A 25339-nucleotide genomic window follows, 5' to 3' on the forward strand; every position below is an offset into this window, starting at 1 on the left:
TCCCGTCGTTCTATGGTAATTGATGCGTCCTGTGTTGATGGAGTGTAGCTACCGGGTGTCGGTGATACTGCAAATAATGAGGTGACTGGAAATGAATAATCCAAATCTCGATGCTCGAACAGAAATACTGGTTAAAAATCTACGGCAGGTGGTCACTGATGTTTTTGGTGGGAACCTAGTTGGTGTATACATTCACGGATCACTCGCGTTGGGTTCGTATAATCCGCATGTTAGTGATTTGGATTATGTAATTGTGGTTTCCCGCGCGCCGAGCAAATCGACAAAGTTGCGGTTAATGCGTGCCACTTTTGATAAGTTAATACCCTATGCCCCGCAAAAAGGGCTCGAATTTCATGTCCTCACACAAAATGAATTGAAAAGGGGACGGCATCCATTTTACTTTGAGTTGCATTATTCCCCCATGCATAAGCGGGAGTATATTGATGATCCCGAAGCCTATGTAGCGGCGATGCATGGGCTTGACCCGGACTTAGCCGTTCACTTGGCCGTTATCTGGCAAAGTGGAATTGTGGTTACAGGACGACCAATCCGTAGTGTGTTTAGGGAGATTAGTCCAGTTGATTATTTTGATAGTGCACTGCGTGACGTAAGTGATGCGGCAACCGAAATTATGGAGAATCCCGTATACACAATATTGAATTTGTGCCGGTTAGTTGGATATATGAGCGACGGTATTATTCTGTCAAAAGCCGACGGTGGGCGTTGGGCGATAGGTCATACTGATTCAATGTATAACCCCATAATAAAATGGGCGTTAGCTGAATACACCGGTTCTAGCGGAGAGAATCGAGAACCGCATAAAGAAGCGTTAACTAGTTTTGCGCAGGCCATGCTAGCGCGAATTGCGGCGTTACAGCGACGTAAGGAGGATTAAAATACTCCGTTCCGATTATCAGTACGTTTTACAAAAGCATATTATTAGCAATAAAATTGACGAAACCACCAACGGTCCCGCGGTATTTTTGCACGTGGTCCATTTGGTAAAAGGTGGTGGTCTCCGCAATATTGTTAACTGTGTCAGTGGTATCGAAGATAAAAATTGGTTTTTGCAAAGCCGTGGCGATGCCGAACTCAATGTTGGCCCCTTTGCCCCCCGGGAATACAAACACCAAGAAGTCGCAACTGGTAATTCCGCGTTGTTCCAGTTGGGCGATGCCCTTTAATGTGGCGAGGTCAGCATTTGGCTGTGCCTGGGTCCAGTCGAAGGTTTGGGTGGCACCCGCATCGTTCAGTTGACCGGCAATTTGCTGGACTAGTGGTACGTTGCGGAATGCCCCCGCTATGTAGAAATGCTGTGCGTTAAGTTTGTTCATGATGTTGTTTCCCTTACTTGTCAAATTAGTTACCCGTTGCCCTTAGTATGGTCCAGTTTGTCGTTTTGTCACGTGATTAGTACAATCGTAGTTAGTTTGGGATGATGTTGCGTATGGCACAACGACAGGTCGATTATTATCTCTCGGTTTTTGTTGCTGAAGATCTTTGGGAAATAGTCAGTCCTTAAGGGGATGAATGTATGCTTGATACTAATAGTCAATTATCTTACCAAAGAATTGGTACAGGTCAGCCGGTCTACTTCCTTCATGGTCTTGCGCTAGATAGTCACAGTATGAGCGCGGTGTACGAGCGTATTCTTAAATCTAATAGTTATGAAAAGTATTATATTGATCTACCAGGTATGGGATCTTCTCGGTCTGTTGAGGGAATTCATAGCAGCGTTGATGTTGTGAACCGATTGGCTGACTTTATTAAGAGTACTTCTAGGGGACGCAGCGTTGTCCTTGTTGGTCACTCATACGGTGGCTATCTTTGCTATGAGCTGGCGTGTCAATTGAGGTGTGTTAAAGGAGTCTTTGCCACTTGCCCTGTGATAATTGCCGATGAAAGGAAACGTCGTGTGGCCAGCCACAAAAACATTATTACTGGCGAGATGAACGTTGAGAAAAGTACTTCATTTACTGACTATGTTTCGATAAACGTACTAATTAATCCAGAAACTTGGCGTCAATATCAGCATAGTATTTTCCCCGGATTACGTAGTTTTAATCGGCCTTTTTGGGACGAAATTCAACAAACTGGTCGTTATGCGTTACCTGATGAGGCGGAAATTCCTCATCGGTTAAACGATCGGAATGTGCAAATACATACACTATTAGGTCATATGGATAACGTGGTGGGATACGAGGACCAGGTGAAAATGCTGCGCTACGTGGCGGGTAGTTGCGTTGACGTGGTGGAGCACGCAGGGCATAATTTGCCAATTGACGCGTTTGGTGCGGTTGAGAGTGCGTGGCATCATTTTAAACTGATGGCTGGTTAGATGTGGTTGGCAAATCTATTCAGTCTAGGTGTCCTACCAACGGTGATTTACAGTGAAAAAGGCTGATAAAATAAGGCTTACAGGAATTTTTTTTACACCCAAAGTTGACACCGTGTCACCATACGGTATACTAAGTGTACTAACTCGGTGACACAATGTCACCCGAAAGGAGTGGCGCATGGTATTGAGTACGTTTAACCACATCGCGGTGGATAAACAAACCCGTGTACGGAACGCACTACTACACGAGTTTGTCGAGCATCCGCTGGCCGAGGCGCAGGTTGCGCGCATTGTCCAAGAGGCTGAGATTGCGCGTGGTGCGTTCTACAAATATTTCACCGACCTGACTGACGCCTACAACTATACCTTTGCGTTCGTGATGGGCGCGGTGCACCAGGCGTCCCGGAACCTGCGCGGGGTGGTACGCCCGACGACTACGTTGAGTCGATTCGACGCTTCATTGATGCGGTTGATCAACAGGGGTTTCGCGATTCGTGGCCATGTACTACCAGTACGACGAGGGCGTGGTTGGTGTTAAGCCGACTCCAGTTCTCGTCGGTGCAGACGGATCGCGGCGATGGGCCGTGGCGGTTCTGTGCCACCAAACGGTACGTGATGTCATTCTTGATCGGGCACACACGGACGAACGCTTAACGCAACTGCACGCGGCTTTGCAGAATCAATGCGGTTGAGTTCAACTATGCGTTTGAACGGTAATGTTTTTGTTGATGCGAGGGGGATAGCGTATGTTTTTAGCGTTAAAGGAAATTAAGAAGGAGAAGCTACGTTCGGGGCTGATTATAGCGATGATCGTCCTGATCAGCTACCTAATCTTCATCTTAACCAGTCTGGCTTTGGGCCTAGCGCAACAGAACACGGACGCGATTAGGTCGTGGAACGTGGACAAAGTTGTGTTGAACGCCGATGCGAATACCGACATGCGGCAGTCGTTCCTCAGCCAGCAACAGGTGGGCAAACTCACTAGCAAAGAGGCCTACATTGGCGAGACCACCGTGGTTGCGAAGGCCAAAGGGCGCAAGCAGTTGTCCGCTGTGTTCATTGGCCTCAAGGCTGACCAGTTTGTTGCTAAGAACGTGCAACTAACCAGTGGCCGCCGGGTCCGTGCTGGCCACGAGGTGGTTGTGGACGAGGCGTTTAAGCTTGCCGGTTACAAGTTGGGCAGCCGGGTCAAGTTGAATGCCGACGAAACCAAGTACACCATTGTTGGTTTTACGAAGGACGCAAAGCTGAATATTGCTCCCGCCGTGTACGGCCAGTTATCTACGTGGCGCGCGCTACGTGGGATGGCCAACGGTCCGGTAGCTAGTGCGGTGGTTTCGCGGAACGCCGACTACAAGAACGGACGTGCCGGGACGAAGACCTATACCACTGACCAAATCATTGCCAAGTTGCCTGGTTATCAAGCGCAGAACACAACGTTCGGAATGATGATTGGCTTCTTAATGGTCATCTCGTTAGTGATTATTGCGGTGTTCCTCTATATTTTGACCATGCAAAAGTTGCCGAACTATGCCGTTCTGCGTGCACAGGGCATTCCAAGCCGTGTGCTCGTGGGAGCGACGTTGAGTCAGTCGTTCATCCTGGTGGTGAGTGGTCTGATTATTGGGTCGTTATTGGCAGCCGTGACGGCGTTAGTAGTACCCGCGGCGGTGCCGATGGCCTTTGACATCCCGGCTTTGTCCGGCGTCGCGGTGGCGTTGTTGGTCATGGCGATGTTAGGCGCATTGGTACCGATTAAGAGCGTGCTCAGCGTGGATCCCGTTAGTGTGATTGGAGGTTAACCATGACAGCAATTTCGTTAGCTGGTGTGAGCCAGGTATTCGGTAAGGGCACGGCCAAAGTGCAGGCGCTCACTGACGTCAACTTTGAAGCCGAGGCGGGGACAATGACCCTCGTCATGGGGCCCTCGGGTTCCGGCAAGAGCACCTTCCTCACGATTGCGGGTGGCCTGCTCACCCCGACCAGTGGGGAAGTGACGGTCGATGGCACAACCTACTCTGACCGGACGAAGAAGGAGCGCGACGCATTGCGCCTGGACGCCATCGGCTTTGTACTCCAGGCGTACCACCTGTTGCCCTACCTCACCGTGGCGGACCAGTTTAAGCTAGTGGACAAGGTTAAGCCCGAGGGTAATTTAAGCAAAGATGATTTGGATAGGATTCTCGACACGTTGGGAATCGAGGACCTAGTGAACAAGTATCCCGACGAACTGTCCGGTGGGCAGCAACAGCGCGTGGCTATTGCCCGTGCTCTGTACCCCGACCCAGCCATTATTTTGGCGGACGAGCCCACCGCTGCTTTGGATAGCGAACGCGTGGCAGTCGTGGGGCAGCTGCTGAAGAGTCTGGCTGTCGACCACAACAAAGCCGTAGTGGTCGTGACCCACGATGTCCGCCTGGTCGACTTTGCCGACCGGATGTATGAGATCCGCGATGGTCAAATGACGCTGAAGTAACTACAACTATATTGATGATAGATACCGGCGGGGGGGATGCACGATAGGCGCGTCCCCGGCCGGTATCTTTGTGTGTAATGGCGAAGTAAGTTAACTGGTTAAGTATATTGACCGCGGTGGGAAGTTGCTGTATGATATTGTTTGTCGTTAATAGTAATGATTACGAATTAAACGCGGAGGTCAGCAGTATGGAAAAGACTGATTTGTCGACGGCGCGGCGCAACATGCATAGTTCAAACATCAAAACGCGGAAGCGCGCACTGCGGACTTTGCATGAAGTTAAGCGTAATGCTAAGAAACAGAAGTAACAGTGATTAAGCACCCTGCGCGGAGGCGCGTGGCGGCAACCAACGGCCTGATCACCAGGAAATTCGGATAGGAAGGTGCACAATTGGCTAAGAAATCAAAGATTGCAAAACTCCGGCGGCAGGAGCTATTGGTCGCAAAGTATGCCCAACGGCGGCAGGAACTTAAAGCCGCGGGGGACTACGTAGGTTTGTCCCAGCTACCCCGTGATTCGAGCCCGGTGCGGTTGCATAACCGTGACCAACTTGACGGCCGGCCGCATGGGTACATGCGCAAGTTTGGCATGTCCCGGCTGAACTTTCGGGACTACGCGCATAAGGGCCAGATCCCTGGCGTGCGTAAGTCGAGCTGGTAGTTGAATATTCCGGTTGAGGTGGCGACGGTTACTTGCCCGTATATAAATAGACCGCACTACTCGTAACGCGTTTGGCGTGCGAGCAGTGCGGTCTATTTTTGTGCGCTTAAACCATGTACGTTGTGGAGGTTACTTGTCCGCCGGTGATTGTGTTTGCGCACAGTCCGCGCACAAGCCGTACAGCTCAACGTTGTGGCCCGTGATGCGGGCGCCCGGTAGTTGTTGGGCAAAGAAATCCTCGGGGCATAATTGTATTTCCTGGACGCGGTGACAGTTGGTACAGATGAAATGGTGGTGGTGGGGATGCTGATAATCACACTGAATTTTGACCACGGACCGTTCACTCTGGACCTCAGTTTCGACAACATCGAGCGCGGCGAATTCCTTGAGGTTGCGGTAAATGGTGTCATGCGACATCCCCGGGTAAAGCGTGCGCATGTGGGCGTCCACCGCGGTCACTGGGACGTAGTGGTTACTTTGCTGGCACAGGTAATCAATTAAAGTGCGCCGCTGCTTGGTAATGCGCAGGCCGCTATCCTTGATGCGGGTGAGTGCTGTCGTTTGGCTGTCCATCATCTAATACCTCCTTTGATGACACCGTCCGGCAAAGTTGTGCCTGAATCGTCATCATTACGATTTACGATTATAACACTAATTGTGCCGATTGAGATTAATTGTTGTGCTGCCCCGTACGGTGTATTGCTTGCCGTATAACGGGCTCACGTCGAGTTAACAACCAAGTATAAGTGAGGCTGGCAATTCCTGACTGCAGGTAGATATTCCAGCTAGCGGCAGTCGTGAAGTTCCGGAAGCTAAAAATATCTTTCGTGATTTCCATACCCATTTCGTGCAGTAAGTTCACGTGTTCCCCAGTGATCAGGGCCATGCCGATACCAAATGCAAAGATGATGAGCCAGCCCAGTAGGTAGGTGATCCCGCGACGTAGTTCCACGATGGGGCGGCCGTGTTTGTCCTGTTTATCAGTCACCCTTATTTGCGCACCGGCTGCCTGTAACCAGGCGGCGCCAACGCCCACAATAATTGTCAGTATTACCAGCATCAATGCTGGACGAGCCTTGAATAGTGCCTGGATTCCCATAATTAAACTATATGCGGGGATTAACACCGCTTCCCAACGTGAAACCTTCTCCATGCGTAACGCGTTGCGGGTAAATATCAGTACACCCACAAGCAAAACAATGATTCCGACCATCTGACGTAACTCCCGTTGAAAGTATTTAGTGCTGATTATACTCGATTATTGTGGAGGCGTGTTGTCAGCATTGTTCCACGTGAAGCATTTTTCAGAACATTTTGACGCGCTAATCTTGAAGGTGAAAAAAATTTGACACCCAAGATAACACCTGCCATAATCACGTTATATAAACAGGACGGCGATGATGAGATGAGTAAGCCAGATACCCGACGAAGAGAGCCCACGAATTGGTGCGAGTGGGAACGGGTAGACGGCTGAATATGGTCTTGGAGCAACAATGCAGGTACCCCGTATAGTACCAGGCTGTGTTAGCAGCCTTGAAGGCGTTCAGGGTGACCTGGATGCGAAGTGCCAGTGGTAGCACGCGGAAGCGGCCGGCAATCATCAACTTGATGGTTGTCGACCGCTTTTTGGTTCTTATCACCGTCGGACTGTTGGGTAGCAGGTATATTTTGAGGGGGAATTTGCAAATGAGGAAGAATATTTTGGCGGTAGGCTTTGCCGCAGCGGCCGTTGCGTTGATTCTGGGAGCGTGCGGAGCCAAACAAACAAGTAGTAAAGCGCCTAAGCAGGTTTTGCGGTGGACGGAGGCAACTGAACTGCCTACTGACGATCCAGCACAGGCTACGGATACGTTAAGTTTCAACGTATTACTCAATACGCAGGAAGGGTTGTACCGTGCCTCCGATAAGGGGCAGAAAACCAACCTGGCTTTGGCCAAAAGTGTACAGGTTAGTCCTGACGGCAGAACATACAAAGTAACACTGCGGAACGCTAAGTGGAGTAACGGCGACCCCATCACGGCGCAGGATTTTGTGTACGGGTGGCAACGGGTGGTCGACCCAAAAACTAAGTCGCAGGATGCATTCTACTTTTATCAGGTGGCAAACGCGCAGGAGGTTAACACCGGTAAAAAGCCGCTTTCGGCCCTGGGGATTACCGCGCAGGGGAGTAAGCACCTGACTATTAAACTCACCAAGCCAGTGTCCTACTTCAAGAAGCTGCTGGCCTGGCCGTTGTTCTTCCCACAGAACAAGCAGGCCGTGGAGAAGTACGGCAAAAAGTACGGCACCAACTCCACTGCGCAGGTTTACAGTGGGCCGTTCAAACTGGCCAAGTGGACGGGTTCCAACGATTCATGGCAGCTGGTCAAAAACAACCAGTACTGGGATAAGCAACATGTGAAACTAAGCACAATCAAGGAGCAAGTGGTCAAGGATGCGAACACCGGCCTGAACTTATTTGATACCGGCAAAGTGGATGAGACGGTGCTCTCTGGAGAAACCGCCGTGGCTCAGGCGAACAACAATGAACGGGTGGACCGCCTCAGTTCCAACCTAACGCGCGTCGACCTCAACGAAAACAAGGTACCGGCGTTTAAGAACGCTGATGTGCGGCGGGCATTTTCCTTAGTAGTCAATCGACAGGAGATTGCGAAGCACGTGCTACAGGACGGGTCACGCGGTGCCATCGGGTTCACGCCAATTGGTTTGGCCACCGGTCCGGACGGGCAGGATTTTGCTAAATCTAGCAAAGTAGCTAGTGGCGTTGATTACGACTTAAGTAAGGCCAAGGCGTTGTTGGCAAAGGGTCTGGCGGCTACCAACACAAAGAGTTTAAATCTGACGTTACTCACGAACGACGCCGAAACTACTAAGAGCGTGGCAGAGTACCTCCAAAACCAGTTTGAGCAACTGCCTAACGTCAAGGTAACGCTCAAGTCAATTCCTAACGCCCAGCGATTACAGTTACAGACGTCGGGAGACTACGACCTGGCCCTAACAGCTTGGCAGTCCGTCTTTGGGGATCCGATCAACTTCCTCGACATTTGGTCCAGTGATTCGAGCTATAACAGCAGCCAGTGGCATAACGCTGAGTTTGACCAGCTACTGGCCGACGCGGAAAACAAGTACGGCAACAACGCCACCAAGCGCTGGCAGACGCTGGTTAAGGCGGAAAAGTTGCTGATGAAGGAACAAGCCACAATTCCACTGTTCCAGTCCAATAGTCGTCAGTTGTTAAAGTCTAAGGTCAAGGGTGTTAATTACAACCCGTCTGGTGTGCCGTACGACTGGAAGTCGGCATACATTGCGAATAAGTAAGGTTGTTTAAACAGGTAGTATGTAAGCCGGCGTCCATTCAGGGACGTCGGCTTTTGTGTCCAGCATTATTTCCCGGGAAATAGTTCATGTGGAGTTAGCCGGGTCGCAATCGTGTATGATGACTATTCACTTCCAGGAACTTTAAAACAAAGTTGGAGTTATACGAGGCTGAGAATAAAAAGAACGCCACCAGTTTGGTTTGAGAACTGGTGGCGTTATTCTATATCTACAAATGAAATTTTACTCGTTTGCTGGTGGTACACCGTTACCGTGCTGGTTTTGGGTACCTGGCTGGATTCGTGTGCCTGACTGGTTAGGCTGGTTGACCATGTACTCGCTAATGTAGTTAATAATCTGGCGATTCTGTGGCAGGTCACTGTGACTGGCGTCGTCGCCCGATACGGTAATCTGCGTGTAGTGCTCCACCTGAGTTTGGAAAATATACTTTCCGGCCAGTACACTCGCGATTGGGACCGTACCGTCACCATCAAGGTTTTCGGTGCCGGCGAGGGAGAAGACCGTCAAGCTTGATGGTAGCTTTGTGCGACTATCAATCATGTCCTGTAACATCTGTGTGCGGTTACTGTCGTTGCTTTCCTCCAAGTTGTATGGAGTGCCGATCGTCATCAGGCGGGTCATGCTAACGTCGTCGCTACTATAGTATTTTTCTAGGAACAGGGTGAAAATGAGTCCGCCGTTACTGTGACCGATCCCACGAAAACGGTTGAAGTGGTAGGTGGACGCCAACTTTTTAAAGGCGATGTTAAACCATTCTGCTTGTTTCTTAATGTTGTTGTAGCCGTCCGCGTTGTTCTGGAATGCGACCACGATGTATGGCTCGTTATCGCGGGCGGCGATGCTGCCGGTGTAGGTGAGGGAGCCATCAGTTTTGACCGTAATCTTCAGCAAACTATGGCCAGAGGTGCGTTGGTTGAGCTCGGTAATCAGAGTGTTGAAGCGATTCTGTGTGGCCGAGCTCCCGGGAATCAGGATGATGGGCTCCATCCGTGAATTATGCACCACCTTGGCCTCACTGACGTTGGCGTGCATCCAGTGCACGGCCGGCCAGCTGATACCGGCAATGGCCCCGATGACCACAATTACCAGTAAGATTTTACGCCACTTTGCTTTAATCATCGTATTCGCCCCCGTTCTGAATCTGCTGTGCCGCCCTGTCAGCGATACGCACGAACGGCAAGTATATGAGCACGGATAACGCCAAGCAAAGTAGCGCAACCACTAGTGCTGCCCAGCTACCGTTGGTGCCCAAAAACGCTTGAAACGGTCCTGGAGCCGTTCCGGGAACGTTATATACCGCTGCTGGCATAATGTGGGTCTTAATTGCTGCCCAGGCGAGTGTCATGCTGGCCATTGGGGCCACCATGTACGGTATGAGCATGATGGGATTGAGTAGTAAGGGGTAACCGAGGAACATTGGCGTCCCGACGTTGATGATAATTGGTACCAACGCTACTTTGGCGAGTCGGCGGTGTTGACGTTGCCGGCTCACCCAGAGTATAGCAATGATTAGTCCCAGCGTCATACCAACGCCACCGAACATGGCGAACGGTTGGTAAACGGTCCCCATACTAACTGGATACGGGACGTTGTTCAGACTGGCGTGTGCGAGTGCATACTCCAAATTGGCGCTACTTTGCGTGTTGGCTAGGGCAGGATTGAGCGGATTAATTGGTCCGGGGACGCCGAACCAACTCAATAGGTTGTTGAGACTGGTGTTCGCGGCAATGCGGATGATTGCGTGTGAAGACCTGCCGGTAATCAACGAGGTGGTGCTGTAGATAATACCGGTAAGTCCGCTGGATGCCAGCTCGTACAGCGCGAGTCGCAGCAGGGCGCTCGCGGCAGTAATCAGTGCAAGCAAAGCTGTGACCGGTACCGGGCCAACTTTGCGTTTCAGGTGCCAATCGTGGCTAAACAACCACCCCACAACGGTTCCCAGTAGGACACTGGCAAAGACGCCCCGGATGCCGAGGTTGGGCAGGTTGATGCCGACCACGCCAGCATTGCTAACGGTTGCGTTCAGAATCAGAAAGCTGACCGTGCTGGTGATTGCGGCGGCATATTGGGGGCGCCCATGCAGCGCGGTAACGTTGAGGGCCATGAAGTATGCCAGCGCCAGGGCGACAATGCCGATTGTGAAAGTGCCAACAACGTTCAGACCGTTATGAATCGTGTTGAAGTAGGGGATATGTTGGGTAGATTGTATATTTGTGCAAAGAAACCATCGCGACTAAAGGTGCTGAGTGTGAGGGCGCGGACCCAGGTGCCCACTAAGACCAAGGGCATAATGTTAATGAGTGTTTGTTGTAGCGCGTGGTACGGCAGCCAGTGGCCCAGACGGGCGGACTGGCGAACAGCAAAGTTGGCGCTACGATCCCAGAATGTATGCATGGCAATTCCTCCATCGTCGCCGTAAGTGTACCAGATTTATCTGGTCGTGGCGATTGATGAGTGGCGGTGTTAAAAAAACGTTATTAAAGGGTAGTGCACATTCCCGTTACACAAACTTCTACGAACGGTTACTGGCAAAGCATATTTTCTTCACAGGCTCCGGGCATAATGATTTACATAGCAACGAGGAACCCAGACCTCGTTACTACCCACAAACTTCTTCTTCATAAATTGGTAACCGGCTTGCCCAGAAGCCGGTTACCCCTCCCTCATCGGCTCCCGCGTCCCAGCGCGGGGGCCGTGTTTTGTGCTGCGCAGCCTCTTAGCGCTTAGAGGGTGCCATTCGGAGGCTGTAGTGTTAACTGGTTTGATAGTAGTCAGAACGAGTACGGTGGCGTGTAGCCCTTGCCCGCTTTAGCGCGTATTCACCACCGAGAGATACATATCCCTACCAAATATCCGTCCCAACAAGTGTATACTATTCATCAACAAGGGGGGCTCGCCAATGCCAACAGATTGTGTTATTTGCCAGCGAATCCAAATGATTCAGGCTGGTACCAATCCTTACTTTGTTTGTGAACTATCCACGGGTTACGTGGTTCTCGGAGATTCGCAATATTTCCCGGGTTATACTATATTCCTGGCAAAAGAGCACGTGCATGAACTGTACCTAATGCCGAAGCAGCAAAGGGTGCAGTTTATGCTGGAAATGAGTTGGGTGACGGAGGCTTGTGCGCAGGCTTTTGATGCCGACAAGATGAACGTCGAAATGTTAGGCAATGGTGATGCGCATGCACATTGGCATATCTTCCCGCGCCATGATGGCGATACACCGCGGCCCGGACCGGTATGGTGGGTGGATCCAGCGGTAATGTATGCCGACGAGACCGCGCCCACGCCATCCCAACTGGTGGATGCTAAACGGTCGCTGGCGATTGCGATTCAGCGGGTGTGCCAACGGGAATCATAAGAAGAGGGGTTTACGTATGGTGACAGAACGAGCAGACCAAGGAGTACATAAAGCGTTAATCGTGATTGATATGCAGGTTGGCGTCAGCCCGTTGTACCATGGCGATGATGTGCGGTCCCGCATTCGTGAGCGGGTGGATACATTCCACCGCGCGAACAAGCCGGTGATTTTTGTTCAACATACCGACGAAGACTTACCGCTCGGATTGCCCCAATGGCAGCTAGTAGCGGGGCTCGGCCAGCAACCAAGCGATTTCTACGTGCGTAAAACGCACGCGGATTCGTTCTACCACACGAATCTCACGGACGTCCTGACTAGCGTGGACGCACGGACTATTGAAATATGTGGGGCAGAAATTCCGTACTGTCTGGATGCGACCATCAAGGCTGCCTTTGACCGTGAATACCACATCGAGTTGGCCCATGGTACTGTGTCCATGACGGAGCCCGTGGGACAGTCAATTCCCACAAAGTTACTTGTGGAACATTACCACCAAGTTTGGGATGGTCGGTTTGTTACTTACATTGAAGATTAGATAGGGGCGGCGGAAGATGACGGATATTACTGTGGGCGTGCTTGCTCACGTGGACGCCGGCAAAACGACGCTATCAGAGGCGCTGCTGTACCGGGCGGGAACCTTGCGCGAGTTAGGGCGTGTGGACAAAGGTGACGCTTTTTTTGGATCCGGATACCGTGGAGAAGCAGCGTGGGATCACCATCTTTACGCACCAAGCCCAGCTCCAGTACAACAACGTGCCACTGACCTTACTGGATACGCCCGGACACGTCGACTTTGCGGCCCAGACCGAACGCGTTTTAAGCGTGTTGGACTACGCGGTGTTGGTTGTGGCCGCACCAGACGGGGTTCAGGGGTACACCCGCACGCTTTGGCGATTGTTGCAACGTTACCGGGTACCCACGTTCATCTTTGTTAACAAAATGGATGCTCCGGGGACCGACCGTGCCGCTATTATGCAGGCACTCCAGCATGATTTGGACGCGGGCTGTGTCGATTTCACGGACGCACTAACTGACGAGGACTACGAACAGATTGCGCTACAGGATGACGAGGTGTTGGCGGACTATCTGGAGCAGGGCAAAGTCGCACCAGACACCGTTACGGCAATGATTGGCCGGCGGCAGGTTTTCCCCTGCTACTTTGGTGCAGCCCTCAAGCTGGCAGGCATCGATGAATTATTAACTGGGTTGACCACCTGGACTAAGTCTCGGTCGTGGCCGGATGATTTTGGTGCGCGTGTCTTCAAAGTCAGTCACGATGAACGCGGTGAGCGACTCACTTGGCTGCGCGTCACGGGTGGTGCTTTGCACGCCAAGGACATTGTGGTTGATGGTGAGAAGGCCAACCAGCTCCGCGTGTACAACGGGGCCAAGTTCACGGTTGTCCCGGCAGTGTCGGCGGGTTCGGTGTGTGCCGTTACCGGTGTGACTAGCGCGGCGGTGGGGCAAGGATTAGGTGCCGAGCCGGACGCCTTAAGTCCGTTACTCCAACCAGTACTGACGTATACGGTGACGACCGGGAGTGCTGATCCCCATGAGTGTTTGCTGGCCATGCAGCAGTTGGCGGGTGAGGACCCGTTGCTACGGGTAACGTGGGTGTGCACACTGGATGAAATTCACGTCCAGGTGATGGGTACAATTCAACTGGAGGTCCTGCAGCAACTGCTTTTGGCTCGGTTTGGGCTCGACGTTTCATTTGTGCAGGGCGGCATCATTTATCAGGAGACGGTGACCGCACCGGTTGAAGGCGTCGGCCACTTTGAACCTTTGCGCCACTACGCGGAGGTACACCTCATGCTCACGCCGACCGCGCCAGGGAGCGGCCTACGCTTCGCCAGTGACTGTTCTGTTGACGTGCTGGCAAGTAACTGGCAGCATCAGGTGCTGACGAGCTTAGCGGCAAAGGAGCACCGCGGGGTACTTACGGGTGCGCCCATCACGGATATGACGATTACGTTAGTGAATGGTCGGGCCAGCAACGTCCACTCCGTTGGTGGCGACTTTCGGGAAGCAACTTGGCGCGCGTACGGCAAGGGTTGATGATGGCTCGGGAGCAGGGGCAAAGTCAGTTGCTGGAACCCTGGTATGCGTTTCAACTGACGGTTGCTGGGGATCAAGTTGGTCGTGCGTTGAACGATATTCAGCAGATGCACGGCGACTTTGATTCGCCGAATGATGTAGCGGGGATGGTCACCATTAGTGGTCACGCACCCGTCGCGGAAATGCAGGACTATGGCCAGCAGGTGCGGGCATATACGCACGGGCGGGGACAGTTTGACTGCGTGGTGGATGGTTACCGTCCTTGCCATAACCAGGACGAGGTGGTGGCCGCTGCAGACTATGCGCCGGTTAGTGACCTCGATAACACACCTGACTCGGTCTTTTGTGCGCATGGCGCTGGCTACCCGGTGCCGTGGGACGAGGTACCCCGCATGGCGCATGTGGACTATCAGAGCTAGTGGGTGAGCGGAAATGTTTCACGTGGAGCATTGCGCGTATGGCGCCACTAATGGCTTTAGGCTGCCCCGACGTTGGTTGATTCAATTTAGATGGATAGGGAAAATGCAAATTAAAACGTTAGACAATATCAATAATGTTCAGATGAGCCAGTTAATGGCAATTTGGTTGGCGGGTAATTTACAGGCTCATGATTTTGTGCCGGCGGCGTTCTGGCAAGAAAATGCAGCTGCAGTGCGCAAATCGTTGCCCAATGCGACCATTACTGTTGCCGTCAACCCTGATGGTCAGATAGTGGGTTTCATTGGTCTTCAGAAAGACTATATTGCCGGACTTTTTGTTGCGGCCAAGTACCAAAATCAAGGGATTGGGCACCAACTGTTGGCTTTCGTGAAGCATCAGCAAACTGTATTGGTGCTGGATGCCTTTGAACAAAACACGGGTGCAGTGCGCTTTTATCAGCGTAATGGCTTCGTGATTGCCGAACGCCGAGTCGAAGGTGATACCCACCAAACGGAATACCAGATGGTTTGGCATCGGTGAAGGCAGTGCTGTAACACGCGAAACACAAAATGGACAGCTTCAGCGAGGCTGTCCATTTTAATTACGCAGGCAATCCTGTAAGCCACACACCGTGATGGTTGTGGACACGATACGATGGAAAACAGGATCGGCGCATCGAGGTATAGCCCTCCCGCTTAGTAAGCCAGTAACCCCAAAGCAATGGTGATGGCCGCGGGTAGTGCCTGGACTAGGAAAATTTTCTTGGTGGCGGTCAATCCGCCAAAGATGCCCACAATCAGCACGAAGAGTGCCAAGCCCAGTTGTGCCATCACTTTGACCTGACCGGCAGGCAGAAATGCGGACGCTACCAGCAGGGCACCCAGCATACCGTTGTAGATACCCTGGTTTTTGAGGGCGGTTTGGGCTCCGGACTGGGCCACAAATTCAGCGTCCATATCAAACGCGTTAGCCTGTGTTGATTGGGAGGCAAACATTTCTAGGCCCATAATACCTAGGTGCAAAACTCCCAGTGTAACGATTAGAATTGTGAAAACTGTGTTCATAGTTAAATACCTCGCAAGTGTTTTTTTTAATTGATGACAACCGTTATTATACGCCGCGCGTACAGCAGCGTCACCTTTGTGTTGAGCTGATGCCTTGCTAGCAGTACAATCGCCTTTAAGGACAAATATTGACGAAGGACAGGCACTACATATGCGTATTGAAGAAGGATACATGCCGTTTCGCGGTTACCAGACGTATTACCGCATCGTGGGGGAGCCCAACCCGGACAAAGCACCGTTGTTACTGATTCACGGCGGCCCGGGTTCGTCCCACAATTACTTTGAACTAATGGACGACTATGCTGAGACTGGCCGCCAGCTGATCATGTACGACCAGGTGGGCTGTGGTAAATCCTCGCTACCGGAGGATGAATCGGTGTACGTCAAAGAAACGTGGGCGGCCGAACTCATCGCGTTGCGTGAGTACCTGCACCTAGACGAGGTGCACATGTTGGGGCAGTCATGGGGCGGGATGCTCGAAATGTACTACCTGACCAGCTTTGACCCCCAGGGTATTAAGAGCGTCATGATTGATGGCTCGCCGGCGTCCATCAAGCTGTGGACGCAGGAGCAACACCGGCTGATTTCGTACTTGAGCTACGAAGACCGCGAGGCGATTGCTGAAGCCGAGCGTACCGGTGACTTCACCGGCCCGAAGTATTTGGCCGCCAACGACCGTTACATGGAGCGGTACTGCTGGGATGATCCCGACGAGAACTCTCCGGAACCACTACGCCGTCCCACCAACGGGCAACGCGCGAGCCGCATTGCTGAGGGGCCGAACGAGTTCACCGAGAACGGCACCATCAGCGACTTTGAAGTTACGGACGAGCTGCACAAAATCCACGTACCCGTGCTGGTGACTAACGGGACCGACGATTTGTGCACTCCGCTCATTGCCAAGTCGGTGTACGATCACATTCCTGGCGCTAAGTGGCACCTGTTTGCGAACAGCCGCCACCTCGCATTGCTCGACCAGCACGATGAATTTATTGATGTTCTGGATCAGTGGCTAACCGCCAACGATTAAATGCGCGGTTAACTATGGTAAAGGCCCCCACGCGGCGTGCACCCGATGGTGTGCGCGGCGTGGGGGCCTATTGTATGCCTAATGTACGTAGACGGTGATGACCGTGACGAGGCCAAAGACAATCCCGGGCAAGTTGGAGATGATTACGGGCCAATCCTTATAGGTTTTGTTCCAGCCGTAAGCTACCCATAGGCAGGCGTTAATGGATGCGACCAGTGGTTGAATGGGTGATACGGGACTACCAGAAAAGTTGGCGATAATCTGCGGGATGTACGATATGTACATCGAGATACACATAATCGTTGCCACCTTACTTAAAATCTTGAGCCGTTTAACCCGTTTGGGGTCCACCGCCTCTTTGCCTTCTGGATATTTGGACGTATCAATTCGCATATACGCGCTGCCTCCTTAAATAATTAATTGGTGCTAAATATAACACGGATTGGCGTGTGAGGCAAGTGCGAGCGGCAACGGGGTGCTGATAAATAACGGTGATTAGGCGGACTGATTCATGCTAAATCGGTGTCGGTAGACTCGTCGGTAAGACGGTCACGCCCGTTATTCTTCGACTGATATAAATAACGGTCACTGCGTTTAAAGAAGTTGGTGGCACTGTTATCGTTAGGGTTAGCGACTGCCAGGCCGAATGAAGCCGTCACCTGTAGTTGCCCCTCTGTTAGTGGGATGGCTAACGTTTTAAGCGCCAGCTGGCAGTCATGCACAACTTTGCGGGCTGTATCCAAGGACGTGTTGGGCAACAGTATCGCGAATTCCTCGCCGCCAGTGCGGTAGAACTTGTAGCTGTCGTTTTGATTGCTAAGTAGCTGCTTTAGCTGGCGGGAAAAGGCGATGAGGGTCTGATTACCCATGAGGTGGCCGTACGTATCGTTAATCTGCTTAAAGTGATCCACATCAATGGTGATCAGCGCTAGGGGGTGATCGTCATGGTTATCGAACGTGTCATTAAGGTCGCTCCGGAAAGTTGCCCAGTTGCGAGCATGCGTGAGGGCGTCATATTGCACCTCGTGCGTGAGTTTGGCCAATATTCGCTGGTCGTGTTGGACGTACTGGTCAAAGTCCCACAGGGCGAGGTACGCCCATACAAATGCGATAAAGTTGGCAATCGCGAGCCCGAGTGGCAAAGGCCGGGGCGCGCCAAGGTACATGGCAACCCAGAAGATGGTCCCGACAACAATTGCGGGCAAGATGTATAGCCAACGCTGGTTGGACCATAATTTAGCGTACCAACGTTCAGCATAAATCAGGAAACACGCACACAGAAATAGCGTCCAATTAGTGATAGTCATTGCGCCCGTTGAAATGTAGGTAGTAGCGGCCACTAACTGGATAATAGCAAAGCCAACCAGGTTAGATGTTAGCAGGTTTGAATAGATGAGGATGGTGCTTTGTACGTTGACGAACGCCCAAAATAGCATCGTGTTGCTGGCGGTTCCGTACAGGTAGCGCATCAGGATAACCATGAGGCATATGTAAATCAATAGGGGGTACACGGACTGTGCGCGGCCTAGCGCGCGGGAACTCACGACGCGCTTGCGTGTGCCCGCATCGATTTGTGCGTAGACGGAAATAAACCCCAGCATACTAATGATAACTATGAAGATAGTAGTAATGTATGGTGCAAAGTTCATCGTGTGCCCCCCAATGGCTAATTTTATCCGACCCAAGTCACTTCAACATAGGCTATGACGCGGGATTGGTCAATCATTTTCTGATAATTTGTCCCGTTTTTCAAATTAGGTTTAACTGGATGACCATAATATGCCCCATCGTGGGTAGCCAGTACCTGGGTATGTATGTCAAGATAGTGAATGGTTAAGGTGACCAGTGTGTCATCACGGAGTGATAGCGGCATGTCTGAGGTTGACGATTAGCCCCACATTGCCGCCATAAACTAACGAGTCGAGGGTAAATTAAGATGCAAATTTCAAAGTCGCGGGCGAACATCATGCTGTTTGTGGCTGCCATCATCTGGGGAGCAGGATATATATGGTCCAAGCAGGCCACTAACGCGGGGATGCACGCCGGATTAATCAACGCTATCCGCGGATTTATCTACGCCGGCCTGGTGTATTTACTGTTTCATCGGGCGGTGAACCACATGTCGCAGTTGGATTTGCGCATTGGCCTCACTGCGGGATCATCAATTTCCTGGGTTACCAGATTCAGACGGTCGGGTTGATGTACACCACACCGGCGAATAACGCGTTTCTTACTGCTATCTACGTCGTGATTGTACCGTTCGTGGTGTGGCTGTTTTTCCATCAGCGGCCGGAGCCCAAGAGTTACTTAGCCATTCTAATTTGTATGGTGGGGATGGCCTTCTTGACTAACGTAGTGGGCCACGGACTGACGCTGCACTTGGGCGACCTACTGACTATTCTGTCCGCATTCTTTTATGCACTACAAATCGTCTACTTTGGGATGTCCGCTACCCAGTCCAACCCGTGGACTCTGGCCTTCCTGCTGGGGTTAACACAGGGGGTGCTAGGCGGCGCCTGGTCTTTGCTCTTTGAACGGGGCTCATATGCCAGTGTTAATTGGCAAGCGGGGCTCGTGCCGGTCATTATTTTGGGCCTCGCGTCCTCCTTTGGTGCTCAGACCCTGCAGGTTTTGGGCCAAAGGTTCACCGACCCCACGCCGGCAGGTTTAATCCTGATGCTGGAATCGGTGTTCGGTAGCGTGTTCTCCGTGGCTTTTGGCTTTGAACCCTTTACGTACAACCTGTTAGTCGGTGGAGCGTTGATTATTGTGGCGTTGCTAATCATGCAGGTAGGGCTCCGACGATTATGGCGGGTGCGGCGTCACGCGGAATAATTTCCCGGGAAATAATGGCGATTACGATGGATAATGAGACGCAACCGTCGTACGCGCGTATTGTCGGCACGCGGCATGCATATTGCCACTCCCAGTTGCGCAACTATAGGTGGAAAGTAGCGACTTTACCCGCATAAGTTGCTGGTGTTACGCACTTGGCGCGCTCATACTGATAATAGATAAAGGAAGGGTGTGATGGTAATGAAGTTTGCGGACCAAGTAAAGCAATTACGTACGGAGCGTGGGTGGTCACAAGATGAACTGGCTGCCAAGGTGTTTGTTTCACGGCAGGCCGTCTCGAAGTGGGAAAACGGTGATGGTAATCCTGATCTGGAAACAGTGGTCAAGCTTGCCAATCTATTCGGCGTGAGCCTGGACGAGTTGGTGCTAGCCACACCGGTAAAAACGGCCACGCCCCAAATTGATGAACGACTGTACACGTACGACCCCATTAAGGGTGAGTACGTTCGGCGTCCACAAGAGTGGAATTTTTGGCGCTTTGCGTCCGCGTACTGGTGGCTGGTCTTCCCGTTGGGCGGATTTATTACCTGGATGGTGAACAAAGTATGGTGATCAATCACCGTTGGGGGTAGGACGTTTGTATTTGCGGCAACCGGTTGTCGGCGGTATAGTAAGTTGAGATAACGGTTTTGGGAGGCTGCAATGCAGACTGCAGAAGATATTTTTGAGGCCATCATGGCCGACCCCGATAATGAGCAGTTTACGGCTGCGGGGATTGAACCGCTGTACCACGTTGAGCCAGCGGCAACGATTATGATTGTTAGTCAGGCCCCTAGTCGTCAGGCGCAGTTAGCGCGGACGTACTGGCACGATCCCAGTGGCGACCGCTTGCGGCAGTGGATGGGTGTTAGTGACGATGAGTTTTACCACTCCGGTAAGATTGCCGTCGTGCCTTTGGACTTCTATTACCCGGGCAAGGGCAAAAGTGGTGACTTGCCGCCCCGCAAGGGATTTGCGGATAAGTGGCATGAACCGTTGTTTGCGTTGATGCCCCACGTGCAGCTAACCCTATTGATTGGCGCGTATGCGCAACGGTATTACTTGCCGCAGCGTCAACGCACGTTAACGGCTACTGTGCAGCACTACGCGGATTACGCGCCATATTTCCCGTTGGTGCACCCATCGCCACTCAACTATGGTTGGCTCCATAAAAACTCGTGGTTCGAGCAGGACGTGGTGCCGGCTTTGCAACAACAGGTGCGGTCATTATTACAGTAACCTGGGAATTACTCCACACAGAAAAAGTGGTTCAGCATTGCGCATGCTGAACCACTTTTTTTTGATATGCGTAGTGATACGCTTACTGACTGATTACAGAACAAAGTCCAAGATGATCCAACCCATCACGCCCAGTATCGCTAAACCAGCAAAGTTAAGGGCGGAGAAGCCGAGAAAGAAGCGTCCTTGGCCGTGGTTACCAAAGTCGGTGTACTCTTTGAACACCAGCAAGTTGCACATCGAACCCACCACGGTGCCCAAACCGCCAATGTTAGAGCCCAAGAATAGGGCTTCCTGGAAATTGGTGAATTTCCCAATCAGCACCGTTGACGGTACGTTGGAGATAAATTGGCTGCTAACCAGGCTGGTGAGGTAGACGGAGTGCTCGCTGGCCATGAGTCCAGATACCAGCGCGACCACCCATGCATTTGCCGGAGTACGCTCACGATGACGAAGAACCCCGCAAAGGTGAGAACGATGGCGTAGTCCACGTGGAGCATGATGTGTGGGTCAAACGCCAAGGCCAATACGATGGCGGCGATTGCGCAACCCAGGACGGAATGAAGCCCAGTACACCAATGAAGATAATCAACGCTACTACGCAGGTGATGATAGTGGGCCGCTTTTGAATCCGGATATCGCGAACGGGGACCGATGGTAATGGTTCCTTTTTAATAAAGAAAATAAAAATTGTCAGTAAGATTAGGCTTGCGATTAATAGCGGAATTGACCAGGTAAAGAAAGTACCCACATTAATATGGTAATGGTTCATCAAAAAGATGTTGTGCGTATTACCGAAGGGGGTGAAGGCACTCCCGAAGTTAGCCGCCATGCCGATCAAGGTCACCGGCAGAATCTCTGGTAGCTTGAACTTTTTGGCGATGCGCAGGTATAGAGGAATCAGCGTGATGACGGTGACATCGTTGGTCATGAACATACCGGCTACCACCGCCAGGAGCACGAACATCCACGTCAGCTGCCGGGTAGATGTGGCCAGGCTGGTGAGTCGGTACGTAAAGTAATCCAGGATGTGGAGGTACTCAAACACCTGGATGATAATCATCATTGCAAGAATGGAGAATAGTGTGGAAAAGTTAATGTCTGCAAGGCGTGGCCTAGCAAAGAATAGACTAATCACTGCCAACACCGCGGTAATTTGGAGTACGTGGTCCTTGGCAATATTTTTGATTACGGTCATGGATTAACCCTCTTCGAAAATTGACTCAACGATAATATTTTGCACTTAAAAAAAATGTGTGTACTACCGGGCTAGTGTAAAACTATCGTAAACATCGGGGCCATAATGTTTACAAACCAACGTATTTCCCGGGAAATAATAACGATGTGGAAGGCTAATAATCTCAGAATGGACGAAGGAAGCACTTTAGTGTAAGCTTGCCCAAACTAGTGGAGGAGCAATTAATGACAACAATCGACGTAATTGCTGAATATATTGATCAAAAACCCGCCGCGGCCAAATCATCCATGAATGATTTGTACCAACTCTTGTTGGCAATCATGCCTGGTGCCGAGCGCAGGATTAGCTACCGGATGCCCACGTTCTTTGTTGACGGCCAGCCGGTAGTCTACTTTGATGCACACGACGGTTATACCGGTTTCTACCCAACCTCAGCTCCCATTAAGGAATTTGAGTCTGAACTTAGTCAGTACCGGCATAGCAAAGGCGCGGTGCATCTGCCGTGGGATCAGCCCTTACCGGCACCTTTGCTTACCAAGATGGTGCAGTCGCGGATTGCCAGCATTAAGGCGGGCAAGGCACATCCCCAACGCGTCACTCGTGCTGCTGAGCCAATGACGGACGAAGTCGCTCAGGCGTTGGCAGCGGCTGGTTTGCGCGGACAGTACGATGCCCGGCCGTGGTATCAGCGTAACGATTATTTACGCTGGATTGGTGCGGCCAAGCAACCGGCCACGCGGGCACGCAGGTTGGCACAGATGTTGTCGGAGTTGCGCGCAGGTGATGTTTACATGCGGATGGCCTGGGGACCCCGCAAGTAGTATGACCAGACACAAATAGAGGGGACTTAGCCGCAACAAGCACGTTGCGGCCAAGCCCCCTCTATTTATTTAGCTAGTTATTGACATTAGTGGTAGCGTTGTGCGGATTAGTCGTTGGTTGCCGACATTTCGCTACTGTTAGCGGTGGTGCTGGTTGGGTTTGCGCTATCCTCGCGTTCCTCGATGGCACGTTCAGCCGTGTCGTCAGTCTTAAAGGACTGGCCGGACAGTTTAGCGATGAGGATACCACCAATCAGGCCAGCTGCCAGGAACGGAACAAAGTCCATTGAGATGGTGAACATCGGAATGTAGCGAGTGGCGAAGGCGTCGATGGTCTTGAAAAATGACATGTTAGCCAAGAACGGTGGCAGTGCGTGGATAGCATCCAGGATGGCGGGAATCAGGGTTAGGCCCACCGTCGTCCGGTAAACGGTACGCTGCTTGCCGATGAATGGGTGGAGCATCCCGAGCAAAATCATGGCCATTGCCAGAGGGTAGAGTAGCATCAGGATTGGCGTGGATAGGGCGATGATGGTGTCCAGGCCAAAGTTGGCAATCAGGAATGAGCATGAGCAGGTAAAGAGCAGGAACTTACCAAAACCAATCTTAGGAAAACGCCGACCCAGGTCTTGGGAGAAGGATGTTACCAGGCCGATGGAAGTGGTGAGACATGCGATGATGGCCATGGCTGCCAGGATGCCCGTACCGATGATACCAGTGTAGTGCGTCATGATGGCGCTGAAGGCAGGACCACCGTTGGAATAAACCTTGGTGAACTGGAGGGAAATAACACCCAGCATGATTAGGCCGAGGTAGATGAGGCTTCAAGCCCCATGGAAAGCGCCCCAACTTTGGCCACGTCACTGGAACGCTGACCAGCCTTGAGAATACCGAAGTGCTTGAGTGCGGCCACGATGGTAACCCCAAAACCGAGTCCGGCTAGAGCATCCATGGTGTTGTAACCCTGCAGGAATCCGTAGGTGAAGTTGCTACCAGCCTTGGTGGCGTGGGTAGCGGCTGCCAGTGTGGAGCCGTCACCTTTGATTAAGAATGCTGCGATGAACACCGCAATCAGGAGAATCAGCAGCAGTGGGTTGAGCAGCTTACCAACGTAGTTCGGCATCTTGTCCGGGTTCTTCGATAGGAAGTACGTGAGGCCAAAGAAGATGGCGGAATAAATTAGTAGCGAAATTTGTTCGGACCCCTTGGGAATGAAAGGCAGGATGCCGATTTCAAAGGAAGTGGCGGCAGTACGGGGGGATGCGAACAGCAAACCAAGCGTTGCGTGCGTCGCGATGAGGAAGAAGAGGGCAAAAATTTTGCCGGCTGGACGCGCCAGTTGGTACATGCTGTCACTTTCGGTCATGGAGATGGCTAGGATGGCCAGCAATGGTAGCAGGATGGCCGTGATGATAAAACCAAAGGTGGCCGGAATCCAGTTACCACCAGCGGCTTGTCCGAGGTGAATGGGGAAGATCAGGTTCCCGGCGCCGAAGAAGAGGGCGAAGAGCATGGAACCGAGGGTTAAATATTGCTTTTTAGTGAGATGCTTTGTCTGTGATTTCATTTCCATAATGGTGACCTCCAAAAATAATAGCGTATTGAAACAATTGGGCGTAGGTGACTTGGCCGAGCACCCGGACAAAAAAAAGCGCCCTTAGTAAACCGTTAGTTTACTAAGGGCGCCATTGCGCTTTACCACCTTAATTCGTTTATCCGTCACCGAATAAACCTCGGAGAGTACGACCGTGACCGGTTCACGGTGATACTCCATTGCTGTAATGGGCGCAATCCCAGTCGCCACTTCCTTGCGGTCGCAGCAACGACTCATAGCCTACTTTCACCGGGTTAACGAGGTCGCTTCACACTGACCGCGACTCACTGACACGCGCTACCGATTACTCTGCTACTCTTCGTCTTTGTTTCAATTGATGTTGGTACTAAGATAAATTAAATAAATGTGAAAGTCAAGAGAAAAACCAAAAAAAATCTCATTTGTTGATTCGACCATTGTGCGCATTACCATTTTTAGGACGAAGGTGGGGGCCGAACACGCGGGTGGGCTTTGGGACTGCGGGTTACGTGCCCTGCGCCGTAGGTTGCTACGGTAGTGGTCAACGACCGACGCTGCCTACCCTTACTGTGGAAACTACGCCTGTGGGTACGAAGCCTCCGCCCCAACGCCCGCCCAAGTTCGTGGGCTCTGATTCTGAACTCGCCTGCTATACACCTAAGTTAGTGCATGGTACAGGTTTCGCTATTATCGCAAACATGCGGTATCGTGTCGTCTAGGTGCGTTCTCGTCTCCTAGTCTTGGATTATGATACGCCTCTGAACGTAGCGATGAACATCTACCATTGGTCGTACCGGCGTGGTGGTGGAGTTTGAGCGGCTGGTCCCCACGATGGCTGTATGCCCGTAGTTCTGGTTGAATTAGTGCCAGTAGTGCGTCAGCACGTACTGGCAGTTATGAATTACAGAATCAAATTGGCTAAACCG

The 25339-nt window shown here is 51.8% G+C and carries 26 protein-coding genes and 3 pseudogenes; 18 read left to right on the forward strand and 11 right to left on the reverse strand.

The features are described 5' to 3' along the window. Positions 1 to 91: 91 nt before the first annotated feature. Positions 92 to 895: an aminoglycoside adenylyltransferase domain-containing protein gene (locus tag JCM12539_RS00870; RefSeq protein ID WP_054648506.1), complete on the forward strand. Its 804-nt coding sequence runs from the start codon at positions 92 to 94 to the stop codon at positions 893 to 895. Between the two features lie 28 nt (positions 896 to 923). Here the strand turns inward: JCM12539_RS00870 and JCM12539_RS00875 are convergent, their stop codons facing one another. Then, on the reverse strand, positions 924 to 1358 hold the full coding sequence (locus JCM12539_RS00875) for a nucleoside 2-deoxyribosyltransferase (RefSeq protein WP_156301960.1): 435 nt from the start codon (positions 1356 to 1358) through the stop codon (positions 924 to 926). A gap of 176 nt (positions 1359 to 1534) precedes the next feature. On the opposite strand from JCM12539_RS00875, the gene JCM12539_RS12460 reads away from it, so the two are divergent. The 6 genes from JCM12539_RS12460 (at position 1535) to rpsN (ending at position 5475) form a co-directional block, all read left to right on the forward strand. Beyond that, the gene (locus JCM12539_RS12460; RefSeq protein ID WP_082405257.1) at positions 1535 to 2338 is read left to right on the forward strand and encodes an alpha/beta fold hydrolase; all 804 of its coding nucleotides are present in this window, start codon (positions 1535 to 1537) and stop codon (positions 2336 to 2338) included. 178 nt (positions 2339 to 2516) lie between these two features. Further along, positions 2517 to 2876, forward strand: coding sequence for a TetR family transcriptional regulator (locus JCM12539_RS15435; RefSeq protein ID WP_054648511.1), 360 nt, complete (start codon positions 2517 to 2519; stop codon positions 2874 to 2876). A 208-nt stretch (positions 2877 to 3084) separates the two neighbouring features. Further along, the gene (locus JCM12539_RS00890; protein ID WP_054648513.1) at positions 3085 to 4140 is read left to right on the forward strand and encodes an ABC transporter permease; all 1056 of its coding nucleotides are present in this window, start codon (positions 3085 to 3087) and stop codon (positions 4138 to 4140) included. A gap of 2 nt (positions 4141 to 4142) precedes the next feature. Beyond that, complete coding sequence (locus JCM12539_RS00895) at positions 4143 to 4814, forward strand: ABC transporter ATP-binding protein (protein WP_054648515.1); 672 nt, start codon at positions 4143 to 4145, stop codon at positions 4812 to 4814. Positions 4815 to 5002: 188 nt separating this feature from the next. Further along, entirely contained in the window at positions 5003 to 5122 is a 120-nt protein-coding gene (locus JCM12539_RS13375) for a putative metal homeostasis protein (RefSeq protein ID WP_162203969.1), read from the forward strand. Positions 5123 to 5205: 83 nt separating this feature from the next. Next, a complete protein-coding gene (gene rpsN, locus JCM12539_RS00900) occupies positions 5206 to 5475 on the forward strand; it encodes a 30S ribosomal protein S14 (RefSeq protein WP_054648517.1) in 270 nt (89 codons plus the stop codon). A gap of 129 nt (positions 5476 to 5604) precedes the next feature. Here the strand turns inward: rpsN and JCM12539_RS00905 are convergent, their stop codons facing one another. Beyond that, on the reverse strand, positions 5605 to 6048 hold the full coding sequence (locus JCM12539_RS00905) for a Fur family transcriptional regulator (protein ID WP_054648578.1): 444 nt from the start codon (positions 6046 to 6048) through the stop codon (positions 5605 to 5607). Between the two features lie 97 nt (positions 6049 to 6145). Continuing rightward, entirely contained in the window at positions 6146 to 6688 is a 543-nt protein-coding gene (locus tag JCM12539_RS00910; protein ID WP_054648520.1) for a hypothetical protein, read from the reverse strand. Between the two features lie 473 nt (positions 6689 to 7161). On the opposite strand from JCM12539_RS00910, the gene JCM12539_RS00915 reads away from it, so the two are divergent. Beyond that, a complete protein-coding gene (locus JCM12539_RS00915; RefSeq protein WP_054648580.1) occupies positions 7162 to 8793 on the forward strand; it encodes a peptide ABC transporter substrate-binding protein in 1632 nt (543 codons plus the stop codon). A 240-nt stretch (positions 8794 to 9033) separates the two neighbouring features. On the opposite strand, the gene JCM12539_RS00920 is transcribed toward JCM12539_RS00915, so the two are convergent. From JCM12539_RS00920 to JCM12539_RS00930, 3 genes are read right to left on the reverse strand one after another with little or no spacing between them, the layout of a single operon-like run. Beyond that, a complete protein-coding gene (locus tag JCM12539_RS00920) occupies positions 9034 to 9930 on the reverse strand; it encodes an alpha/beta hydrolase (protein WP_054648522.1) in 897 nt (298 codons plus the stop codon). Beyond that, a complete protein-coding gene (locus JCM12539_RS00925; RefSeq protein ID WP_082405258.1) occupies positions 9923 to 11020 on the reverse strand; it encodes a PTS transporter subunit EIIC in 1098 nt (365 codons plus the stop codon). Before JCM12539_RS00925 ends, JCM12539_RS00920 begins: the two co-directional genes overlap by 8 nt. Further along, the gene (locus JCM12539_RS00930) at positions 10969 to 11205 is read right to left on the reverse strand and encodes a hypothetical protein (protein WP_054648525.1); all 237 of its coding nucleotides are present in this window, start codon (positions 11203 to 11205) and stop codon (positions 10969 to 10971) included. The genes JCM12539_RS00925 and JCM12539_RS00930 overlap by 52 nt, the downstream gene beginning before the upstream one ends. Positions 11206 to 11710: 505 nt before the next feature. Between JCM12539_RS00930 and JCM12539_RS00935 the strand changes: the two genes are divergently transcribed. From JCM12539_RS00935 to JCM12539_RS00950, 4 genes and pseudogenes are all read left to right on the forward strand, one after another. Next, on the forward strand, positions 11711 to 12175 hold the full coding sequence (locus tag JCM12539_RS00935) for an HIT family protein (RefSeq protein WP_082405259.1): 465 nt from the start codon (positions 11711 to 11713) through the stop codon (positions 12173 to 12175). Positions 12176 to 12191: 16 nt separating this feature from the next. Next, positions 12192 to 12710: an isochorismatase family protein gene (locus JCM12539_RS00940; RefSeq protein WP_054648527.1), complete on the forward strand. Its 519-nt coding sequence runs from the start codon at positions 12192 to 12194 to the stop codon at positions 12708 to 12710. Positions 12711 to 12726: 16 nt separating this feature from the next. Continuing rightward, a pseudogene (locus JCM12539_RS00945) lies at positions 12727 to 14652 on the forward strand (GTP-binding protein). A 103-nt stretch (positions 14653 to 14755) separates the two neighbouring features. Then, entirely contained in the window at positions 14756 to 15193 is a 438-nt protein-coding gene (locus tag JCM12539_RS00950) for a GNAT family N-acetyltransferase (protein WP_054648529.1), read from the forward strand. Positions 15194 to 15348: 155 nt separating this feature from the next. On the opposite strand, the gene JCM12539_RS00955 is transcribed toward JCM12539_RS00950, so the two are convergent. After that, positions 15349 to 15717, reverse strand: a complete 369-nt coding sequence (locus JCM12539_RS00955; protein ID WP_054648531.1) for a DUF1304 domain-containing protein — start codon at positions 15715 to 15717, stop codon at positions 15349 to 15351. Positions 15718 to 15868: 151 nt separating this feature from the next. On the opposite strand from JCM12539_RS00955, the gene pepI reads away from it, so the two are divergent. Next, entirely contained in the window at positions 15869 to 16747 is an 879-nt protein-coding gene (gene pepI / locus JCM12539_RS00960) for a proline iminopeptidase (RefSeq protein ID WP_054648533.1), read from the forward strand. 78 nt (positions 16748 to 16825) lie between these two features. Here pepI and JCM12539_RS00965 read toward each other — a convergent pair whose 3' ends face one another. Together JCM12539_RS00965 and JCM12539_RS00970 are read right to left on the reverse strand one after the other, a co-directional pair. Then, entirely contained in the window at positions 16826 to 17140 is a 315-nt protein-coding gene (locus tag JCM12539_RS00965) for a SemiSWEET family transporter (protein WP_054648536.1), read from the reverse strand. Between the two features lie 116 nt (positions 17141 to 17256). Beyond that, entirely contained in the window at positions 17257 to 18396 is a 1140-nt protein-coding gene (locus JCM12539_RS00970; protein ID WP_054648538.1) for a GGDEF domain-containing protein, read from the reverse strand. 287 nt (positions 18397 to 18683) lie between these two features. On the opposite strand from JCM12539_RS00970, the gene JCM12539_RS13680 reads away from it, so the two are divergent. The 4 genes from JCM12539_RS13680 to JCM12539_RS00985 all read left to right on the forward strand — a co-directional run bounded on the left by JCM12539_RS13680 (position 18684) and on the right by JCM12539_RS00985 (position 20821). Beyond that, positions 18684 to 18947: a hypothetical protein gene (locus JCM12539_RS13680; RefSeq protein WP_225350149.1), complete on the forward strand. Its 264-nt coding sequence runs from the start codon at positions 18684 to 18686 to the stop codon at positions 18945 to 18947. After that, complete coding sequence (locus JCM12539_RS00975) at positions 18947 to 19582, forward strand: DMT family transporter (RefSeq protein WP_263849709.1); 636 nt, start codon at positions 18947 to 18949, stop codon at positions 19580 to 19582. Before JCM12539_RS13680 ends, JCM12539_RS00975 begins: the two co-directional genes overlap by 1 nt. Before the next feature lie 195 nt (positions 19583 to 19777). Continuing rightward, positions 19778 to 20155, forward strand: a complete 378-nt coding sequence (locus tag JCM12539_RS00980) for a helix-turn-helix transcriptional regulator (RefSeq protein WP_054648540.1) — start codon at positions 19778 to 19780, stop codon at positions 20153 to 20155. A 90-nt stretch (positions 20156 to 20245) separates the two neighbouring features. Further along, on the forward strand, positions 20246 to 20821 hold the full coding sequence (locus JCM12539_RS00985; protein WP_054648542.1) for a uracil-DNA glycosylase family protein: 576 nt from the start codon (positions 20246 to 20248) through the stop codon (positions 20819 to 20821). 93 nt (positions 20822 to 20914) lie between these two features. On the opposite strand, the pseudogene JCM12539_RS00990 reads toward JCM12539_RS00985, so the two are convergent. Next, a pseudogene (locus JCM12539_RS00990) lies at positions 20915 to 22019 on the reverse strand (SLC13 family permease). Positions 22020 to 22243: 224 nt separating this feature from the next. Here JCM12539_RS00990 and JCM12539_RS00995 point away from each other — a divergent pair. Further along, on the forward strand, positions 22244 to 22840 hold the full coding sequence (locus JCM12539_RS00995) for a YdeI/OmpD-associated family protein (protein WP_054648543.1): 597 nt from the start codon (positions 22244 to 22246) through the stop codon (positions 22838 to 22840). A 203-nt stretch (positions 22841 to 23043) separates the two neighbouring features. Here the strand turns inward: JCM12539_RS00995 and brnQ are convergent. After that, positions 23044 to 24407, reverse strand: a pseudogene (gene brnQ / locus JCM12539_RS01000) (branched-chain amino acid transport system II carrier protein); the annotation flags it as partial. Positions 24408 to 25339 lie beyond the last annotated feature (932 nt).

Origin of the sequence: Lacticaseibacillus pantheris DSM 15945 = JCM 12539 = NBRC 106106 (assembly GCF_001311175.1) — a bacterium.
In the GTDB taxonomy this organism is placed as follows: Bacteria; Bacillota; Bacilli; order Lactobacillales; family Lactobacillaceae; genus Lacticaseibacillus; species Lacticaseibacillus pantheris.

Coding starts and splice junctions, on each gene's coding strand:
- JCM12539_RS00955 (WP_054648531.1), bottom strand. CDS start 15,717: ATGAACACAGTTTTCACAATTCTAATCGTTACACTGGGAGTTTTGCAC.
- JCM12539_RS13680 (WP_225350149.1), top strand. CDS start 18,684: ATGCAAATTTCAAAGTCGCGGGCGAACATCATGCTGTTTGTGGCTGCC.
- JCM12539_RS00950 (WP_054648529.1), top strand. CDS start 14,756: ATGCAAATTAAAACGTTAGACAATATCAATAATGTTCAGATGAGCCAG.
- JCM12539_RS00980 (WP_054648540.1), top strand. CDS start 19,778: ATGGTAATGAAGTTTGCGGACCAAGTAAAGCAATTACGTACGGAGCGT.
- JCM12539_RS13375 (WP_162203969.1), top strand. CDS start 5,003: ATGGAAAAGACTGATTTGTCGACGGCGCGGCGCAACATGCATAGTTCA.
- pepI (WP_054648533.1), top strand. CDS start 15,869: ATGCGTATTGAAGAAGGATACATGCCGTTTCGCGGTTACCAGACGTAT.
- JCM12539_RS00975 (WP_263849709.1), top strand. CDS start 18,947: ATGTACACCACACCGGCGAATAACGCGTTTCTTACTGCTATCTACGTC.
- JCM12539_RS00940 (WP_054648527.1), top strand. CDS start 12,192: ATGGTGACAGAACGAGCAGACCAAGGAGTACATAAAGCGTTAATCGTG.
- JCM12539_RS12460 (WP_082405257.1), top strand. CDS start 1,535: ATGCTTGATACTAATAGTCAATTATCTTACCAAAGAATTGGTACAGGT.
- JCM12539_RS00895 (WP_054648515.1), top strand. CDS start 4,143: ATGACAGCAATTTCGTTAGCTGGTGTGAGCCAGGTATTCGGTAAGGGC.
- JCM12539_RS00890 (WP_054648513.1), top strand. CDS start 3,085: ATGTTTTTAGCGTTAAAGGAAATTAAGAAGGAGAAGCTACGTTCGGGG.
- JCM12539_RS00905 (WP_054648578.1), bottom strand. CDS start 6,048: ATGGACAGCCAAACGACAGCACTCACCCGCATCAAGGATAGCGGCCTG.
- JCM12539_RS00915 (WP_054648580.1), top strand. CDS start 7,162: ATGAGGAAGAATATTTTGGCGGTAGGCTTTGCCGCAGCGGCCGTTGCG.
- JCM12539_RS00935 (WP_082405259.1), top strand. CDS start 11,711: ATGCCAACAGATTGTGTTATTTGCCAGCGAATCCAAATGATTCAGGCT.
- JCM12539_RS00870 (WP_054648506.1), top strand. CDS start 92: ATGAATAATCCAAATCTCGATGCTCGAACAGAAATACTGGTTAAAAAT.
- JCM12539_RS00995 (WP_054648543.1), top strand. CDS start 22,244: ATGACAACAATCGACGTAATTGCTGAATATATTGATCAAAAACCCGCC.
- JCM12539_RS15435 (WP_054648511.1), top strand. CDS start 2,517: ATGGTATTGAGTACGTTTAACCACATCGCGGTGGATAAACAAACCCGT.
- JCM12539_RS00985 (WP_054648542.1), top strand. CDS start 20,246: ATGCAGACTGCAGAAGATATTTTTGAGGCCATCATGGCCGACCCCGAT.
- JCM12539_RS00930 (WP_054648525.1), bottom strand. CDS start 11,205: ATGCATACATTCTGGGATCGTAGCGCCAACTTTGCTGTTCGCCAGTCC.
- JCM12539_RS00910 (WP_054648520.1), bottom strand. CDS start 6,688: ATGGTCGGAATCATTGTTTTGCTTGTGGGTGTACTGATATTTACCCGC.
- JCM12539_RS00920 (WP_054648522.1), bottom strand. CDS start 9,930: ATGATTAAAGCAAAGTGGCGTAAAATCTTACTGGTAATTGTGGTCATC.
- JCM12539_RS00965 (WP_054648536.1), bottom strand. CDS start 17,140: ATGCGAATTGATACGTCCAAATATCCAGAAGGCAAAGAGGCGGTGGAC.
- JCM12539_RS00970 (WP_054648538.1), bottom strand. CDS start 18,396: ATGAACTTTGCACCATACATTACTACTATCTTCATAGTTATCATTAGT.